Genomic DNA, 17,622 nt, shown 5'->3' with positions numbered 1-17,622 from the left:
AAGGACCTCCCGATGACCGCACACATCCCCGCCCGAGGGACCGGCGTCCGCCGGATCCTCGTCGGCGCCGTCGCCGCGCTCGGCGCGGCCGCACTCCTCGCCGGGTGCTCCACGTCCTCCGGGGCGTCGAGCTCCGGCGGTGACTACACCGCTGCCGCGAAGGACACCAAGGCGAACCTGACGTACGCCGTCTGGGACGAGAACCAGGTCAAGGCGATCAAGGCCAACCTCAAGGGCTTCAACGAGGAGTACCCGGACATCAAGGTCAGCGTCGACGTCACGCCGTTCGCCAACTACTGGACGAAGCTGCAGACCCAGGGCTCGAGCAACACGCTTCCCGACCTGTTCTGGATGAACGGCCCCAACTTCCAGCTGTACGCGGCCAACGGCAAGCTCGCGCCGATCACCGGCGAGATCAAGGCCGGAGACATCGACCCCGCGAAGTACTCGAGCGCGCTGAACGACCTGTACACGTACGACGACACCCAGTACGGCGTGCCGAAGGACTTCGACACCATCGGCGTCTGGGTGAACAAGGCCCTGTTCGAGAAAGCCGGCATGGACCTGCCGTCGAAGGACTGGACCTGGGACGACTTCCAGGAGACCGGCGCCGAGCTCAGCAAGAAGCTCGAGGCCGACGGCGCGTACGGCGCGGCCGGCGGCATGGACGGCCAGACGACCTACTACGACACGATCTTCCAGGCCGGGGGATCGGTCGTGAACGCCGACGGCACGAAGTCCGAGTACGCCTCGAAGGCCTCGGAAGCAGGCCTGCAGTTCTGGACGGACCTGATCGACTCGGGCGCTTCGCCGTCGATCAAGCAGCTCACCGACACCACCGCCGACCAGTGGTTCACGTCGGGCAAGCTCGCGATGTACCAGGGCGGCAGCTGGTTCCGCTCGGCCCTGACCGGCACCGCGATGGAGAAGGACGTCGTCGTGTACCCCCTGCCGAAGGGCAAGGAGCAGGCGACCGTCATCCACGGTGTCTCGAACGTCGTGTCCGAGGCGAGCAAGAACAAGGCCGCGGCGCAGGCGCTCCAGGTCTACCTCGCCGGCAAGACCGCCCAGCAGCAGCAGGGCGACATGGGCGCCGTCATCCCCGCCTACGAGGGCACGCAGTCCGCCTTCACGAAGACGATGCCGGACGCCGACCTGCAGGTGTTCCTCGACGCCGTCGACTACGCCAAGCCCCTGCCGGTGTCGAAGAACACCGCCGCCTGGAACACCCTCGAGACCAACCTCCTGCCGAACGCCTTCGACGGTTCGACCCCGGTCGACGACGTCGCGAAGCAGCTCGCGCAGAAGATGGACGCCGCCCTCGCCAAGGAACAGTGAGTCCCGAGCCGATGACGATCAACACCGAGCGGCCGCCGGCCGCCTCCGCTCCCGCCCGGACGACGCGGTCGTCCGGGCGGGGCGCCCCCGGCCCGACGGCCGGCGGCACGCGCGCACCCCGACGGACGGACGGCTGGTGGCCGTGGCTGTTCGTCCTCCCGCTGCTCGTCGGCGTCGGCACGTTCTACATCTGGCCGATCATCCAGACGTTCTGGTACTCGTTCACCAGCTGGGGCGTGTTCGGCGGTGCGACGTTCAGCGGCGTCGCGAACTACGTCCGGCTCGCCGGTGACCCGCAGCTGTACCAGTCGCTGCTCAACACGATCGTCTACACGGTCATCGTCCTGGCCGGCATCCCGATCGCGGTCTGGCTCGCCAGTCTGCTGAACACCCCGGGCCTGCGGTTCGCGCAGTTCTACCGGGTCCTCTTCTTCCTGCCCTACGTCGCCATGCCGGCCGCGATCGCCCTCGTCTGGCGCATCATGTTCAACGGCGACTACGGCATCGTGAACTGGTTCATCGGACTGTTCGGCATCGACGGTCCGTACTGGATCTCGACGCCCGGGTTCGCGCTCGTCGCGGTGAGCTTCGTCGGCCTGTGGTCGTCCCTCGGGTTCTCGATGATCATCCTCGGCGCGGGCCTCAAGGACATCCCACCGGAGCTCTACGAGGCCGCTGAACTCGACGGCGCGAGCCGCTGGCGGCAGTTCCGTTCCGTCACGGTCCCGCTGCTCAGCCCGAGCATCTTCTTCGTGGTCATCGTGACGACCATCTCGAGCTTCCAGCTGTTCGACCTGCTCTACGCCATCCTCGGCAGCACCAACCCGGTGATCCCGAAGACGATGTCGCTCGTCTTCTACTTCTACAGCGCCGGGTTCATCGACAACGACAAGGGCTTCGCGGCCGCGATCGCCATGGTGATCTTCCTGCTCATCGGCATCGTCACGCTCGTGCAGTTCCGCGTCCAACGGAAGTGGGTGCAGGCATGACCGCAACCGTCACACCGCCACGGGCCGCACGTCGGCCCGGCCGCCGCGGCGGCAGCCACTGGTGGATCCACGTCGTCCTCGGCGTCGGCGGCTTCGCGATGGCGTTCCCGTTCGTGTGGCAGATCATCATGTCGCTGTCCACGAACGCCCAGGTGCAGTCCGTCACCCCGACGTTCTGGCCGGGGGAGCTGCAGTGGCAGAACTACGCGCAGGTGTTCGAGCGCCTGCCGTTCCTCAGCCAGCTCGGCACGTCCGTGTACGTCACGATCATCCGCACGCTGGCGCAGATCGTGCTCTGCACGCTCGCCGGCTACGCCTTCGCCCGCATGCGGTTCCGGGGCCGGGCGGTCCTGCTCGCGATCGTGCTGTCGATCCTGCTGGTGCCGTCGCAGGTGTACCTGATCTCGCAGTACCAGATCGTGCAGGGGCTCGGATGGCTCGACACCCTGATGGGGATCGTCGCACCGGGGCTGTTCAGCGCGTTCGGCACCTTCCTGATGCGGACGGCGTTCCTGAACATGCCGCCCGAGCTGGAAGAGGCTGCGCGCATGGACGGCGCCAACCCGTTCCAGACGTTCTGGCGGATCATGCTGCCACTCGCCCGTCCCTCGATCAGCGTGCTCGCGATCACGACCGTGCTGTGGTCGTGGAACGAGCTCCTCTGGCCGCTCGTGGTCTCGACGCGCGCCGAGGACATGCCCCTCGCGGCCGGCCTCGCGACGCTGTCGAGCGACCGGACGATCGACTACCCGGTGCTCATGGCCGCGAGCCTGATGGCCATGGCCCCGGTGCTCATCATGTTCGTCGTCCTGCAGCGGCGGGTGATGGACGGGCTCGCCTCGTCCGGTCTGAAGTGACCGCCGACACCCCCGGCCAGGAGGCCCGTCCCGCGTCCGTCGCGGTCCTCGCCGCCGCCGTGGGGTCGCCGGACGACTCCGCCACGGTGGCGGCCGCACTGGCCGCCACCGTCGCCGATGCGGACCCCGCACAGCGGGACGCCCTGCTGGTCGCCGCGTTCCGCGCGGCCGTACCCGGCAACGCCGTGGCGCTCGAGGCGCGGGGGCTCCCGCGCAGCCTGGCCGAGGCGTCCGTCGCCGACGTCCACCGGAAACTCGACCGGTACGGCCTGCGTGGCACGGGGGTGGACTGGCTCGTCTCGGTGGCGACCGGTCGCGTGGTGGCCGTGGGGCGCCTCCAGTACGAACTCGGCGACCGCCTGCCGGACGGCCGGCCGGCCTGGGGCGTCCACGTCCCGGAGACCGGGCCGCTCGACCCGGACGCCTGCGACCGGTCGTTCGCCCGCGCGCCGGAGGTCCTGCGAGCCCTCGCGCCGGCGCTCGCCGCCGAGCGGTGGCAGTGCCGCTCGTGGATCCTCGACCCCGGCCTGGCCGCGGTGCTCGGTCCCGAGGCGAACCTGGTGCGCTTCGCCCGACGGTTCCGGCTCGCACCACCCGGCCCGCACGACGCCGCCGAGGGCGACGAGAGCGTGGCGAAGTTCGTGTTCGGCGTGCCGCTGGCCACAGCCCGGGCCTCGAACGCGTCCGGTCGCCTGCCCCGGGCCGTCCTCGACCGGTGGGCGGTCGGAGCGCACTGGACCGAACGGACCGGGACCGCATCCGTCTGATCGCGCGGAGCCGTCAGCGCGTACCGTGCAGCGCATGACGAAGCCCGACCACGACCACCTCGACGACGGCGTGGACATGACGTTCGAGGAACGACGCCAGGACACCTTCCGACGGATGTCCGGGTCCGATGCGCACGACGCCGACCCCCGGGTCGAGGTGTCCCGCGCCGAGGACGGCGACGTCCGCATCGACGTGGCCGACACCGCAGCCGTGCGCCCCGGCGGTCCGAAGCGCGCCTGAACCGCCACCTCGTCAACCGGTGACGGTGGGGCACGGCATGATCGTCCCGTGCACCTCGTCCTCCGCCGCGTCGACGGCGGCGTCCTCGCGACGCCCCTGACCGACGCGGGGACCGCTGACGGCGAGCCGATCCGCCTGGACGAGCCGGGCCTCCCGGCTTTCGTCGCAGCGCACGACGCACCCGGCGTGCGCTGGGTCTGGGACGACACCGCACGCTGGTACCCGGCCGTCCTCGCCGCCGGTGGGCGCGTGGGCCGCTGCGTCGACCTGCGGTTGTGCCGACGGATCCTGCGCGCCGCGCTGGCTGCGCGTGGTTCCGCACTCGCGGCGGCACCGGCGGACGCGCTCGACGCTCCGGTGGCCGAGGCCCGGGTCGTCCGGCCGACGCAGGCCCAGCTCTTCGACGACGCCCTGCTCACCGCGTCCGTGCCGGACGACGACGTCGACCCGGTCGCCGAGTTCCGGGCACAGCTCGCGGCGGTCGCGGGGTCGACGTCCCCCGGTGCCCTCCGGCTGCTGACGACCGCCGAGTCCGCCGGAGCCCTCGTCGCGGCGGAGATGCTGCACGCCGGCCTGCCGTGGCGCGCCGACGTCCACGAACGGCTGCTCGAGGAGACGCTCGGGCCGCGTGTGCCCTACGGCGTGCGACCACGACGGCTCGAGGAGATCGCCGCCGTCGTGCGCGAGCGCCTCGACGACCCGACGCTCAACCCGGACTCGCCGGCCGACGTCCTGCGGTCGCTGCGCCGTGCCGGGCTCATGGTGACGAGCACCCGCAAGTGGGAACTGCAGGAGATCGAGCACCCCGTCATCGAGCCGCTGCTCGAGTACAAGCGACTCGCACGGCTCCTGACGGCGAACGGGTGGACGTGGCTCGACGACTGGGTGCGCGACGGCCGGTTCCACCCGAAGTACGTGGTCGGCGGCGTCGTGACCGGGCGCTGGGCGGCCGACGGCGGGGGAGCGATGCAGTTGCCGAAGGGCATCCGCGGGGCCGTCGTCGCGGACCCCGGCTGGAAGCTCGTCGTGGCCGACGCTGCACAGCTGGAGCCGCGCGTGCTCGCGGCGATGGCCGGTGACCGGGCCATGGCCGCCGCCGGCGACGGGCGCGACCTGTACGACGGCGTCGTGGCCTCGGGCGCGGTCGAGACCCGGCAGCAGGCGAAGGTGGCCATGCTCGGCGCGATGTACGGTGCCACCCAGGGCGAGGGCGGACGGCTCGTCCCGCGCCTGGTGCGGGCGTTCCCGCGCGCGCTGGACCTGGTCGAACGCGCCGCTCGGGCGGGGGAGCGCGGCGAACCCGTGACGACGTTGCTCGGGCGGACGTCGCCCGTGCCGGAGGCGTCGTGGTTCGAGGCGCGGAACCAGGCCTACACGGTCGAGGGGACCCCGGCGATGCAGCGTGCCGTCGAGTCGCGGGCCCGGAGCTGGGGTCGGTTCACCCGGAACTTCGTGGTGCAGGGGACCGCGGCCGAGTGGGCACTCGCGTGGATGGGGTCACTGCGTTCCCGGCTCACCGCACGGTTCCCCGGGGCGGTGACGGACGGCCCGCACCTGGTGTTCTTCGTGCACGACGAGATCGTGGTGCACGCGCCGGAGGAGCACGCCGAGTGGGTGGCGACGCAGATCCGCGAGGCCGCGGTCGATGCCGGACGCCTGCTGTTCCAGGAGTTCCCGGTGACGTTCCCGCTGTCGGTCGCGGTGGTGGGCGCGTACTCCGAGGCGAAGGACTGACCGGGGCCGGCCTCGGCGGTTCCCGGGCGCTTCGGGCAGGGTGGACGGATGGACACCGAACGCGGGGACGCCGCCGACCGTACCGTCGGCGAAGTCGACCTGACCCGTTGGCGCTCCCGGGCGGGCCGCAGCGTCGCCGGTGCATGGACCGCGCTCGGCAAGCGCTTCGGCGCCATGCCCGTCCTGCTGCTGACCCTCGCCGTGGGTCTCGGTGTCGCCGTCCTCGCCACGTGGATCGCCTCCGAGGTCTACGACGCGGTCCGCGAAGCCGACGACGTCGCCGTGCTCGACCGGCCGGTGCTCGACTGGGCGCTCACCCTCCGGTCGCCCGTGGGGGATCGTCTGGTCACGTGGTGGACCGACATCGCCGGCACGATCGGGATGCCCATCGTCGCCCTGGGCTTCCTGGTCGGGTTCACCATCCAGCGGCGGGCGTGGACCCCGTTCGTGCTGCTCGTCGCGGCGAGCGGCGGTTCGCTGCTCATGACGATCGCGGGCAAGGACCTCATCGGTCGGGCGCGTCCGCCGCTCTCCGACGCGGTGCCGCCGTACGAGACGTCGCCGTCGTTCCCGTCGGGGCACACGCTCAACTCCACGGTGATCGTGGGCACCATCGTGTACCTCCTGCTCCTGCGGCAGTCGCGCGTCGTCACGCGGGTGTGGACGATCGTCGTCGGCACCCTGTTCGTGCTGTCCGTCGGGGCGTCGCGCGTGTTCCTCGGGCACCACTGGCTGACCGACGTGCTGGCGGCGTGGGCGCTCGGACTCGCCTGGCTCGCCCTCGTGATCACGGCGCACCGGTTGTACCTGACGGCGCTCCGCCACGGTGCGGAGCCCGCCCCGGACCGAGCCGGATGAGTGGCCCCGTCAGCCGCTACCGGTAGGTTGCCCGTCATGGAAGAACGGGTCTTCGGCGGCAGGTACCGCGTCACGGGCACGCTCGGACACGGTGGCATGGCGTCCGTGTACCGGGCGGTCGACGAGCAGCTCGGACGTGAGGTCGCCGTCAAGGTGTTCCGCATCGGGCCGGTCGACCACGGTGAACGCGCCCGTGCCGAGTCGGAGATCCAGACCCTCGCGACGCTGCGCAGCCCGGCCCTCGTCACCCTGTACGACGCAGCCCTCGACGACGCCGACGGCGACTCGTACCTCGTCATGGAACTCGTGCCCGGCAGTGACCTGGCCACCCGGCTGCGCGAGGGACCGCTCGACCCCACGACCGCCGCCCGCGTCGGCACACAGGTGGCCGACGGGCTGAGCGCCGTGCACGCGCAGGGCATCGTCCACCGCGACGTGAAGCCCGCCAACGTGCTCCTCGAGCGCGACGGCAGCCACGTCAAGCTCGCGGACTTCGGCATCGCCCTGCTCCGTGACGCTTCGCGTGTGACGGGGACGGGCACCGTGATGGGGACGGCTGCGTACCTCGCGCCGGAGCAGGTCCTGGCGCAGGAGATCACCGGCAAGGCCGACGTCTACGCGCTCGGGCTGGTGCTGCTCGAGTGCTTGACGGGCAAGACACCCTTCCCGGGCAGCGCCATCGAGTCCGCGACCGCACGACTCACCCGCAGCCCGGAGATCGACCAGCACCTGCCGACGGCCTGGCGCACGCTCCTGCACGTGATGACGGCGCAGGACCCCTCCGAGCGCCCGAGCGCGGCCGAGGCAGCCGAACGACTCCGCGCCCTGGGCCGCGACGAGCCAGGAGCCGCCACGCAACTCCTGCCCGGCGGTCCCGGAACGCGGACGGCAGCGGGCGCCGGCGCGGCAGCCGGAGCAGCCGCGGCCGGTGCGGCCGGTGCCGCCGCCGCAGCCACGGCTCCGATGGCCGCGCACGCGGACGACGCGACCCGCGTGATGCCGGCGAGTGGTGCCTCCCGTCCGGGTGGACAGGCGGGCGCGGACGACGCGACCCGCGTGATGGACGCCCAGCAGCCGAACGCGGCGGACGACGTGTCGACCACCGTCCTCGGTGCCCAGCGCGGCGCCGGCGGCCCGACCGGCGGAGGTGGTGGGGTGCCCTCCGCGGCCCCGCCCGTCCGACCGGGCTCCGGTGACGACCCGGCGAAGCGCGAGAAGCGACGCAAGGGGCCCATCATCACGGCGATCGTCGTGGTCGTCCTGGTGCTGGTCGGCATCGGGGTCGCGGTGTTCGCGCTGAACGGCGACGACGACGGCACACCGGCGCCGACGGACACGACCTCGACCGCACCGACCGAGCAGCAGCCCAGTGAGGAAGAACAGCAGCCGAGCGAGGAGCAGCAGCCGAGCCAGGAGCAGCAGCAGCCGAGTCAGCCGGCCGAGCAGCAGCCCTCCGAGCCGGCGGAGCAGCCGTCCGAGCCGGCCGAACAGCCGAGTGAGCCCGCCGAGCCCAGCCAGGAGCCGTCCGTCGGTCCGGAGCCGAGCGCGCCGGTCTCGAACCCGGTGCAGGAGCCGCAGGACGGCGCCGACCCAGCCGACGGCGCGGCCGACACGACGACCGACACCACGACCGACACGTCGGCGGACGCAGGTCCCGGCAACTCGGAGAACGCCCCCGGGCAGAACAAGGGCTGACACGCCGAGCGTTTTCGTCCAGACGCTGGACCAAATACGCTGGACCCGTGCGAGAACTGCAACGGAGCGGTGGGCCGACGACGGCCGTCGCGGCGCGGAACGGTGTCGGCTTCGGATCGGCGGAGGGGTGGCTGGTCGAACGACCCGCGGGTGACGGTGCCGTGGTGGCGCTCGTCCCCGGCTCCAGCGGCCGGGTGGTCGCACCCGGCGACGAACTGTCGTGGGTCTGGTTCCCGGAGCGCACGCTGCCGCAGGGCGCGGCCGAGCCCACCGAGGCGGACCTGCCGCACTTCTGGGACGCCACGGCCTTCGCCGTCGACGTCGTCTTCACCGACGGCACGCGACTGAGCGACCACGGGCCCGCGCGCGGCGGACACGCACGCGACCAGTACGGCGACGCGCTCACGCCCGACGCGCAGGACACGGCCCGCAAGCAGTGGGTCGACCAGTGGAACCGTCGCGCGGTGGACCTCACGCCGTTCGCGGGGCGGGTCGTCGACCGACTGGAGGCCCGGCTCGGCTCCGACACCCAGCCGTCGGACGCCGAAGGCGAGCGTCCAGCCCTGCGCGGCTGGCTCGACGACGTCCGCATCGGCCCGGCTCGGCCGACGCCGGCCACGCCGCTCGACCACGTCCGCACCACCCGCGGCACACAGGCTTCGTCACGGTTCTCCCGCGGCAACAACGCCCCGCTCGTCGGCGTCCCGCACGGCGGTGTGTTCGGCCTGCCGATGACCGACGCGTCGAGCAACCGCTGGCCGTACGCATACCAGGAGCACGCCCGCACCGAGGCCGACGGGCGGGTCCGGCCGGCGATCCAGGCCTTCGCGACGAGTCACATCCCGTCGCCGTGGATGGGGGACCGCGGCGTGTTCCAGGTCATGCCGTCACCCCTCGACACCCCCGACGTCGACCTGGCCGCACGTGCCCTCGGGTTCGACCACGACGACGAACTCGACGGTCCGCACCGGTACCGCGTCGCCCTCGACCAGGGTGTCACGGCCGAGATGACCGCGGGGGAGTTCGCCCTCGCGTTCCGCTTCACCGGGACCCGCAGCATCGTGCTCGACCACCACGGCCGGGTGTCCGACGTCTCGGTGACGATCACCGACGGCACCGCCGTGGTCGAGGCCGTCCTCGACGACCGCCCCGGCACCCCGCCGCACCACGTGCACGTCCGGATCCCGCACGTGACCGCGGACCACACCAGCATCAGCGAGCACGAGCTGCGCGGCTGGCTGACCGTGGACGGCGGCCGTCCCGTCGACGTCCTGCTCGGCATCTCGACGGTCTCGATCGAGGACGCGCGCGCGAACCTCGACGACGCCGGCTCCTTCGACACCATGTGCACCCGCGCCGAGGCGCTCTGGACGGCGGAGCTCGCGACGCTCTCGTTCGACGGAGCCACAGAGGACCAGCTGACGAGCCTGTACTCCGGCCTGTACCGGCTGTTCCTCTACCCGAACCGCGCCGGCGAGACCGCCCTGACCGGATCGCCGCACCACCGCTCGCCGTACGGAGCCGTCCTCGCCGACCCGATCCGCGACGAGCCCGGACCGGAGGTCGTCGAGGGGCCGTTCACCACGACGAACGGGTTCTGGGACACCTACCGCACCGCTTGGCCGCTCCTCGGGCTCCTCACCCCGGAGACCGCCGGTGCGCTCGCGCAGGGCTTCGTCGAGCACCACCACGACGGCGGGTGGACCCCACGCTGGAGCGCCCCCGGCGCCGAGGACTGCATGACGGGCACCACGAGCGACACCGTCTTCGCCGACCTCGCGGCGAAGGGCATCACCGGGTTCGACCTCGCCGAGGCGTACCGGAGCGCGGTCCGGAACGCGACCGTCCCGCCGCGTGACGAGCGGGTCGGACGGAAGGGGAGCCTCCCGGGCGCCTTCCGTGGCCACGTCGACACGGCGACGTCCGAGGGGATGTCCTGGACCCTGGATGCCGCGATCAACGACTGGGGACTCGCCGTCATGGCGGGCCTGCTCGCGTCACGGGCGAACACGCCCGCCGACCTGTCCCGGTACGAGGCCGAGGCGGAGTGGTTCGCCCGTCGATCGCTGCAGTACCGGCACGTGTTCGACTCCGAGCGGGGCTTCTTCATCGGCCGCGACCCCGACGGCTCGTGGCGGGTCGGCACCGAGTTCGACCCGCGTGACTGGGGCGACGACTACACCGAGACGAACGCCTGGGGCACGGCCTTCACCGCACCCCACGACGGCGCCGGCATCGTGGACCTGCACGGCGGGCCGGCGCGGTTCGACGCCGCGATCGACGCGTTCTTCGCGACACCCGAGACCGGCGCGACCGTCCGTTCCGGCGCGTACGGCTTCCCGATCCACGAGATGACCGAGGCCCGCGACGTCCGGATGGGCATGCTCGGCCTGTCCAACCAGCCGGCGCACCACATCCCGTTCTTCCCGATGTTCACCGGGCGGCACGACGACGCGCACCGCATCGTGCGGGAATCGCTGGAGCGGCTGTTCGTCGGCTCCGACCTCGGCCAGGGCTACCCCGGCGACGAGGACAACGGCGAGATGAGCGCCTGGTACGTCTTCGCGACGATCGGCCTGTACCCGCTGGCGCCGTCCACGGGCACCTACGTGCTCGTGCCGCCGTCGGTCCGCAGGACGGTGCTGCAGCAGCCGGGAGGAACGCCCACCGTCATCGAGATCGCCGACGGTTCCGCAGGTGCGTACGTCGCGTCGGTGACGGTCGACGGGTCGCCCTGGACGTCGGTCAGCATCCCGCATCACGTGGTGGTGTCGGCATCGCACATCGTCTTCACGCTGTCACCCGAACCGCAGGGCTGGGCGTCGGAGACCCGCCCGGTGTCGGCGTCCGAGGTGCACGGCTACCGGGACGCCCCCGTCGACCTGCTGCCCGTCGGGGCGTCGCCGCTGGTCGACGACACCGGGCGCACGGTGTCGGCGCTCGCCGCGGGGGAGTCGGTCTCGTTCGACGTGGACTGCCCCGCCGCCTCGCTGTACACGGTGACGGTGGCGACTCCGGGGTCGTACTCGTGGCAGGTGTCCCTCGGCGAGACGGTCACGGCGGTCGACGGCGCCGAGTTCACCTGGGCCGGGCAGACCCGCGTCTTCCGCATCATCGGCGGCGGCTCGTCGTTCGTCTTCACCGCGGGCACCGACGTGGCGCTGACGCAGCTCGAGCTGATCGCGGCGGACGGACAGCGTTGACGCGTTGTTCACCAGGCCGGAGCATGCTCGGCCCATGTCGATGAGCACACCGTTCGATCCGGAACAGCAGGGCGCCGCCATCCCCGTGGACGGCTCCGACGAGGCGGAACTCGAGATCGAGGAGGACCGTGGCGCCGACGTCGGCGAGGACTCCGCCGACCCGAGCGTCTCGCCCGTCAGCCACCACGACGAGGACGAGGCCGGCGGTGGCCCGGTGTTCCGGCGCCCGCAGCCCGGCGAGCGGCTGCACCCGGACGACCTCTGACCGTTCCGGGGGTCCTCCGGGGTTTCTTGGGCGATTGCCAAGCGGCTCGGGCATGCTCGTGCGCATGTCGATCGCGAACTCGTGGGACCCGTCTGGTGGCCGTGCAATCCCGGAGGACCAGGCGAAGGAGGACGGGCTCGAACTCGACGAGGACCCGGCGATGCTCGGGATCTCGTTCGACGTCGTGGGCGGTGCCTCCGCGGACCCCGCCGGGGTGTCCCCGGTCGACGTGCACGTGCCGACACCGCGGTCGGCGGACTCCGCCTCCGACGACTAGCGCGCGCCTGGTCGAATCGGGCGTACCTGGTCCGGAGTTTCGACCAGGTACGCCTGGAAGCACCTTGCATCGCGCGCGTTCTGGGAAGGAACGTCAGCGTGCGCCGACGCCGGGGACGCGGTACTTGAAGCCAACATGGGACGCGGTGAAGCCGAGGCGCTCGTAGAACCGGTGCGCATCGGTCCGTGCAGCGTCCGAGGTGAGCTGCACGAGCGGGGTCCCGAGGGCCGGAGCCGCGATGTCGGTGACCCAGCGCATCAGGGCACTCCCGATGCCGCCGGACCGGAGTGCACTGCTGACCCGCACGGCCTCGACGAGCAGCCGGGTCGAGCCACGGCGGGCCATCCCCGGGATCCGGGTGAGCTGCAGCGTGCCGACGAGCCGACCGGTCTCGTCCTCGGCGACGAGCAGTGCGTTCGCCGGGTCGTCCACGATCGATCGGAGTGCCTCGGCGTACTGCGGGCGGTCCTCCGGGTCGGCGACGTCCCCGCGAGCGGCACTGATCGGGTCGTCGGAGAGCAGCGCCATCAGTGCGTCGAGGTCGCTGTCGACGGCGTTCCGCACCACCACCGAACCGGAGCGGGCGGAGAGGCGGACGGGCAGGGTGAGGTCGTGGAGCACGACCCCACCCTGCCCGATGGACTCACGGAACGGTGTGCCCCGCGGCGGTGAAGATGCGGTACCACTCCTCGCGTGACAGCTCGACGTCCGAGCCGGCTGCCGAGTCGCGCACGCGCTGCGGGTTCGTGGTGCCGAGGACGACCTGGAAGTGCGCGGGGTGGCGGGTGATCCACGCGACCGCGATGCCGGTCGGGGCGACACCGTGTGCTGCGGCGACCTCCTCGAGCACGTCGTTCAGCTCGGCGTACTGCTCCCGGTCGCCGAGGAAGACGCCGTCGAAGAAGCCCTTCTGGAACGGCGACCAGGCCTGCAGCGTGATGTCGTTGATGCGCGAGTAGTTGAGGATGTCGTTGTCGCGGGAGATCGACTGCTCGAGGCCGCCCATGTTCGCGGTCAGGCCCTGCGAGATGACGTTGGCGTGGGTGATGCTCAGCTGCACCTGGTTGAACGCGAGCGGCTGGCGGACGTGCTTCTTGAGCAGGTCGACCTGGCCGGGGGTGTGGTTCGAGACGCCGAAGTGGTGCACCTTGCCGGCGGCGTGCAGCTCGTCGAAGGCCTTCGCGACCTCTTCCGGCTCGACCAGGGCGTCGGGGCGGTGCAGCAGCAGGACGTCGACGTAGTCGGTCTGCAAGGCCTCGAGCGACTCGTGCACGGACTCGAGGATGTGCTCGTACGAGAAGTCGAAGTACGCACCGTTCGGCGTCGGCCGGATGCCGACCTTGGTCTGCAGCACGATCTCTGCGCGCTCCGCGGGCGACAGCGTCACGGCGGCACCGAACCGCTCCTCGCAGCCGTGCCACTCGCCGTACACCGCGGCGTGGTCGAACATGTTCACGCCCGCGTCACGCGAGGCGCTGTAGAGCGCGCGGATGTCCTCGTCGCTCATGTCGTTGATCCGCATCAGGCCGACGACGACGTCGGATGCGGTGAGGTCCGTCTGTGGCAACTCCAGTGTCTTCACGCCCTCGATCCTGCCAGCCGGTCCCCGGCACAGGCAGGCCCTGCCAGTACCTCAGGCGCCGAAGGACCTAGTGGACCGAGAACCCGCCGTCGACCGCGATCGACTGTCCCGTGACGTAGGCCGACCCGGGGCCGGCGAGGAACACGGCGGCGGCCGCGAAGTCCGACGCGAGCCCGTTCCGGCCCACCAGTGTCCGCGCCGCGAGCGCCGACACCGTCGCGGGGTCGGCGCTGAGCCGCTCGTTGAGCGGGGTGCGCACGAAACCGGGGACGAGGACGTTGGAGGTGACCCCCTGCGCGGACCAGGCTTCTGCCTGGGACCGGGCCAGCGCCTCCAGACCGGCCTTGGAGACCCCGTACGCGCCGCTGGCGGCGAAGGGGCGGTGTGCTTGCTGCGAGCTGATCGAGACGATGCGGCCGTACCCACGGGCCGCCATGCCGGGTGCGAGCCGCTGCCCGAGCACGAACGGCGCGTCGAGGTTGACGGCCATCGTGGCGTCCCAGGTGGCCTCGTCGAGATCGGCCATCGGGGGCCGGAGGTTGATGCCGGCGGAGTTCACGAGGACGTCGACGTCGCCAGCCGCATCGGCGAGTGCGTGTGCTCCGGCGCGCGTGGACAGGTCCGCGACGATGCCGTCGGCCGAATCGCCAGCGGCACGGATGTCATCGACCGTCGCATCGATGGTGGACCGCGTCCGAGCTGCGACGAGCACGTGCGCTCCCGCGTCCGCCAGGGCGACCGCGATCGCCTGTCCGATGCCGGAACTGCCTCCCGTCACCAGGGCGGTGCGTCCGTCGACACCGAAGAGCTGCTGCAGCGACATCCGGCCAGGCTAGCGAGGCCCCGTACGCTGGGCCGGTGCGTGACGACCTGCTGCCGATGCTCGCCTGCCCCGTGTGCGCCGAGCCCCTCGGACGCGTCGACGGCGGCCAGGTCGGTTGCGCGACCGGGCACCGGTTCGACGAGGCGAAGCAGGGCCACCTGACGCTCCTGCCGGCGAAGCGTCGGGCGCTCACCGCGGACACCCCGGAGATGGTCGACGCCCGGCTGCGGTTCCTGGGGCGCGGACACTACGCGCCCGTCGAGCGGGCGCTCGCCGCGGTCGTCGCCGAGGCGACGGCGCCCGGCATCGTGCTCGACGTCGGATCCGGTCCGGGGACGTACCTGGCCCATGCGCTGCGCGCGGCGGACGGGAGGCTCGGGGTCGCGCCGGGCGCGCTTGCACCTGTCGGCCGTCAGCCGACTCGACGACTGGGGGTGGCGTTGGACCTGTCGGCCGTCGCGATCCGACGGGCGGCCCGCGTCCACGAACGTGCCGGAGCCGTCGTCGGGGACGTGACCGAGCGCCTCCCGGTCGTCGACGGCGCTGCCGCCGTTGTCCTCGACGTCTTCGCACCCCGCAACCAGACGGAGTACGCCCGCGTCCTGCACCCCGAGGGCCGACTCGTGGTGGTGACCCCGCGCACCGGACACCTGGCGGAGCTGGCCGAGGCGACCATCACGGTGGATCCCGAGAAGGAGCGGCGGCTGCACGACTCGCTCACGCCGTCGTTCGTGCTGCGGTCCTCCGACGACCTGACGTGGACGATGGACCTGTCCGCCGAGGACGTCCACGACGTCGTGCACATGGGGCCGAGCCACCACCACGTCGACCCGGAGCAGGTGTTCGCGCCGACGAGCGTGACCGCGGCCGTCACGGTCAGTACGTGGAGCCGCGCAGGCTGATCCTCCGACCGGGTCAGCGCTCGGCCACGTCCCGCGGACTGCCCTGTCCGGCCCGCCGACGCGCGGTGTGGGCCCGCCCGCGCGCACGGTCGACCGCGATCCCGATCCGGGCGAGCAGCACCACGGCGCCGACGCCCCCGGCGCCGATCGACGTCACGAACAGGCCGAGGTCGATCCCGGGCATCCGCCACCAGTCGATCGACCACGCGGCGACGAGGGCGAACGCCAGCAGCAGTCCGGCTCGCCACCACCAGCGCCCCGGCACCCGTCCGACGCCGAGCGCAGCCAGTACCAGGAGTGCCCAGCACCCCTCCGGCACGAAGGACCGCGGGTCGTTCGTCCCGCAGGTGGACACGGCGCACTCCCACTCGACCTGGTCGGCCACGCCGGCGTACCAGTGGAACAGCAGCGCGGCAGCGACGACGGCGACGAGTGCGACCGGCGGACCGATCCAGCGCCACACGCGGCCGAACCGGGAGCGGCGTCGGCGGGCGGCCACCCATCCGTCCCCGAGCTCGTAGCCGGGCATCGGACGGAACTCGGGCATGCCAGCACGCTACCGGCGGCCGGTTTCCGTGTGGAAGCGGTTCACAAACGTCCGAGCGTCGGTGCGGGCCGGGACCGTCCCGGCCGCACCGCCGTGTCACTCGGTCGGCGCCGCGACGTCGAGCTGCCAGACCACGCCGAACCGGTCGCGGAGCTGCCCGGCGAGTGGCGCCCAGGCCGAAGGGGCGAGCGGCTGCCGGATCTCGGCGCCCTCGGACAGCGCGGCCCAGTACCGCTCGATCTCGGCGGTGTCGTCCCCGTGCACGAACACGTAGAAGGCGTTCGATCCCTGGTCGTAGGGCTGACCGGGCCAGACGTCGAAGGCCATGACCCGGAACCCGGCGTCGGTGGCGACCTGGCCGAAGACGACCCGGTCGGCCCAGGCGGGATCGTCGAGGGCGCCCATCTGTCCGTAGGTGGCGGCGGTGACCTCACCGCCGAAGGCCGATGCGTAGAAGTCGAGGGCCTCGCGGGCGTTGCCGTCGAAGTTGAGGTGGGTTGTCGTTTCGATGCTCATGGAACGAGGATGACCGGCAATGCGGTCAGATCATGTCCGCTTCTTCGACGAGGATGATCGACATGGCCGGACCCTCCTCGCGCATGCTCGCGCTGCTGTCGTTGTTGCAGGTGCACCGCGACTGGCCGGGCGACGAGCTCGCCGGCCGTCTCGAGGTCAGCCCCCGCACGGTCCGCCGCGACGTCGACCGCCTCCGCGAGCTCGGGTACCGGGTCGAAGCGCTGCGTGGTCCCGCTGGCGGGTACCGGCTCGCAGCGGGCTCCGACCTGCCGCCGCTGCTGTTCGACGACGACCAGGCCGTGGCGATCGCCCTGGCGCTCGCCGTCGCACCCGCCTCCGGAGCGGACATCGCGGAGTCAGCCGCCCGAGCGCTGGCGACGGTCCGGCAGGTCATGCCCGCGCGGCTCCGGTCGCGGGTCGACGCGGTGCAGGCGGTGACGACGTCCGGCCGGACCCGCACCGACCCGGACGTGCTCGTCGCCGTGAGCGAGGCCGTGCACCTGCACGAGGTCCTCCGCTTCACGTACGCGGGCGACGACGACCTGCACCCAGCCCGCCGCGTCGAACCGCACGCCGTCGTCGCACGGAACGGCCGCTGGTACCTGCTCGACTGGGACCTCGACCGCGGCGACTGGCGCACGCACCGCATCGACCGGATCACCCCACGGATGCGCACCCGGGTCCCGTTCACGCCGCGACCCGTCCCCGGCGGCGACCCCGTGGCCTTCGTGTCGGCGCGGTTCAAGGGATCGGCGCAGGCAGACGTGTGGCCGTGCACCGGCTCGGTGACGATGACGGCCGCCGACGCCCGGACCGTCACGCCCTACCTGCCCGAGGACGCCGTCGTCGAGTCCCTGCCCGACGAGCGGAGTCGGGTCACGCTCGGCTCGTGGTCCTGGCCGGGGCTCGCCGGAGCGTTCGCGGGGTTCGCGGTCGACTTCGTCGTCGAGGGTCCGGACGACCTCCGTGACGCCACCGTCGCGTCGGCAGCTCGACTCCGGGCGGCGAGCGCGCGTTAGCGGGGCGCA

Annotated in this window: 18 protein-coding genes; 13 read left to right on the top strand and 5 right to left on the bottom strand. The window is 72.1% G+C overall.

Annotation, left to right across the window (positions count from 1 at the left end; translation table 11 throughout):
• Window positions 1-12: 12 nt before the first annotated feature.
• The 11 genes from ACXKZB_RS18370 to ACXKZB_RS18320 all read left to right on the top strand — a co-directional run bounded on the left by ACXKZB_RS18370 (window position 13) and on the right by ACXKZB_RS18320 (window position 12,224).
• Window positions 13-1,338 carry an ABC transporter substrate-binding protein gene (locus tag ACXKZB_RS18370; RefSeq protein WP_488824112.1) on the top strand — a complete coding sequence of 442 codons (1,326 nt, stop codon included), beginning with the start codon at window positions 13-15 and terminating at the stop codon, window positions 1,336-1,338.
• Between the two features lie 11 nt (window positions 1,339-1,349).
• Window positions 1,350-2,327, top strand: coding sequence for a carbohydrate ABC transporter permease (locus tag ACXKZB_RS18365; RefSeq protein ID WP_488824111.1), 978 nt, complete (start codon window positions 1,350-1,352; stop codon window positions 2,325-2,327).
• Entirely contained in the window at window positions 2,324-3,184 is an 861-nt protein-coding gene (locus tag ACXKZB_RS18360; protein ID WP_261783989.1) for a carbohydrate ABC transporter permease, read from the top strand. The genes ACXKZB_RS18365 and ACXKZB_RS18360 overlap by 4 nt, the downstream gene beginning before the upstream one ends.
• A complete protein-coding gene (locus ACXKZB_RS18355) occupies window positions 3,181-3,951 on the top strand; it encodes a hypothetical protein (RefSeq protein WP_488824110.1) in 771 nt (256 codons plus the stop codon). Before ACXKZB_RS18360 ends, ACXKZB_RS18355 begins: the two co-directional genes overlap by 4 nt.
• A 34-nt stretch (window positions 3,952-3,985) precedes the next feature.
• Entirely contained in the window at window positions 3,986-4,192 is a 207-nt protein-coding gene (locus tag ACXKZB_RS18350; RefSeq protein WP_111083557.1) for a hypothetical protein, read from the top strand.
• Window positions 4,193-4,240: 48 nt separating this feature from the next.
• Window positions 4,241-5,926 carry a bifunctional 3'-5' exonuclease/DNA polymerase gene (locus ACXKZB_RS18345; RefSeq protein ID WP_488824109.1) on the top strand — a complete coding sequence of 562 codons (1,686 nt, stop codon included), beginning with the start codon at window positions 4,241-4,243 and terminating at the stop codon, window positions 5,924-5,926.
• Between the two features lie 48 nt (window positions 5,927-5,974).
• On the top strand, window positions 5,975-6,784 hold the full coding sequence (locus ACXKZB_RS18340) for a phosphatase PAP2 family protein (protein ID WP_488824108.1): 810 nt from the start codon (window positions 5,975-5,977) through the stop codon (window positions 6,782-6,784).
• Between the two features lie 36 nt (window positions 6,785-6,820).
• Window positions 6,821-8,479, top strand: coding sequence for a serine/threonine-protein kinase (locus ACXKZB_RS18335; protein ID WP_488824107.1), 1,659 nt, complete (start codon window positions 6,821-6,823; stop codon window positions 8,477-8,479).
• Between the two features lie 47 nt (window positions 8,480-8,526).
• The gene (locus ACXKZB_RS18330) at window positions 8,527-11,682 is read left to right on the top strand and encodes a GH92 family glycosyl hydrolase (RefSeq protein ID WP_488824106.1); all 3,156 of its coding nucleotides are present in this window, start codon (window positions 8,527-8,529) and stop codon (window positions 11,680-11,682) included.
• A gap of 34 nt (window positions 11,683-11,716) precedes the next feature.
• A complete protein-coding gene (locus tag ACXKZB_RS18325; protein ID WP_488824105.1) occupies window positions 11,717-11,947 on the top strand; it encodes a hypothetical protein in 231 nt (76 codons plus the stop codon).
• Between the two features lie 64 nt (window positions 11,948-12,011).
• Window positions 12,012-12,224, top strand: coding sequence for a hypothetical protein (locus ACXKZB_RS18320; protein ID WP_222658863.1), 213 nt, complete (start codon window positions 12,012-12,014; stop codon window positions 12,222-12,224).
• Between the two features lie 93 nt (window positions 12,225-12,317).
• Here ACXKZB_RS18320 and ACXKZB_RS18315 read toward each other — a convergent pair whose 3' ends face one another.
• From ACXKZB_RS18315 to ACXKZB_RS18305, 3 genes are all read right to left on the bottom strand, one after another.
• Window positions 12,318-12,845 carry a GNAT family N-acetyltransferase gene (locus tag ACXKZB_RS18315; RefSeq protein ID WP_488824104.1) on the bottom strand — a complete coding sequence of 176 codons (528 nt, stop codon included), beginning with the start codon at window positions 12,843-12,845 and terminating at the stop codon, window positions 12,318-12,320.
• Window positions 12,846-12,867: 22 nt separating this feature from the next.
• Entirely contained in the window at window positions 12,868-13,806 is a 939-nt protein-coding gene (locus ACXKZB_RS18310; RefSeq protein WP_488824103.1) for an aldo/keto reductase, read from the bottom strand.
• 67 nt (window positions 13,807-13,873) lie between these two features.
• Window positions 13,874-14,629 carry an SDR family NAD(P)-dependent oxidoreductase gene (locus ACXKZB_RS18305; RefSeq protein WP_488824102.1) on the bottom strand — a complete coding sequence of 252 codons (756 nt, stop codon included), beginning with the start codon at window positions 14,627-14,629 and terminating at the stop codon, window positions 13,874-13,876.
• Window positions 14,630-14,664: 35 nt separating this feature from the next.
• On the opposite strand from ACXKZB_RS18305, the gene ACXKZB_RS18300 reads away from it, so the two are divergent.
• Window positions 14,665-15,531, top strand: coding sequence for a putative RNA methyltransferase (locus ACXKZB_RS18300; protein ID WP_488824101.1), 867 nt, complete (start codon window positions 14,665-14,667; stop codon window positions 15,529-15,531).
• 13 nt (window positions 15,532-15,544) lie between these two features.
• Here the strand turns inward: ACXKZB_RS18300 and ACXKZB_RS18295 are convergent, their stop codons facing one another.
• Window positions 15,545-16,078 carry a hypothetical protein gene (locus ACXKZB_RS18295; RefSeq protein ID WP_488824100.1) on the bottom strand — a complete coding sequence of 178 codons (534 nt, stop codon included), beginning with the start codon at window positions 16,076-16,078 and terminating at the stop codon, window positions 15,545-15,547.
• Window positions 16,079-16,174: 96 nt separating this feature from the next.
• The gene (locus ACXKZB_RS18290) at window positions 16,175-16,594 is read right to left on the bottom strand and encodes a VOC family protein (RefSeq protein WP_488824099.1); all 420 of its coding nucleotides are present in this window, start codon (window positions 16,592-16,594) and stop codon (window positions 16,175-16,177) included.
• A 62-nt stretch (window positions 16,595-16,656) separates the two neighbouring features.
• Between ACXKZB_RS18290 and ACXKZB_RS18285 the strand changes: the two genes are divergently transcribed.
• Window positions 16,657-17,613 (top strand): helix-turn-helix transcriptional regulator, encoded by a 957-nt coding sequence (locus tag ACXKZB_RS18285; protein WP_488824098.1) that lies wholly within the window; start codon window positions 16,657-16,659, stop codon window positions 17,611-17,613.
• Window positions 17,614-17,622 lie beyond the last annotated feature (9 nt).

The sequence above is a fragment of the Curtobacterium sp. ABR8 genome (assembly GCF_057812125.1).
The sequence above is the reverse complement of the archived record's forward strand: the minus strand, read 5'-3'. Positions and strand labels throughout refer to the sequence as shown.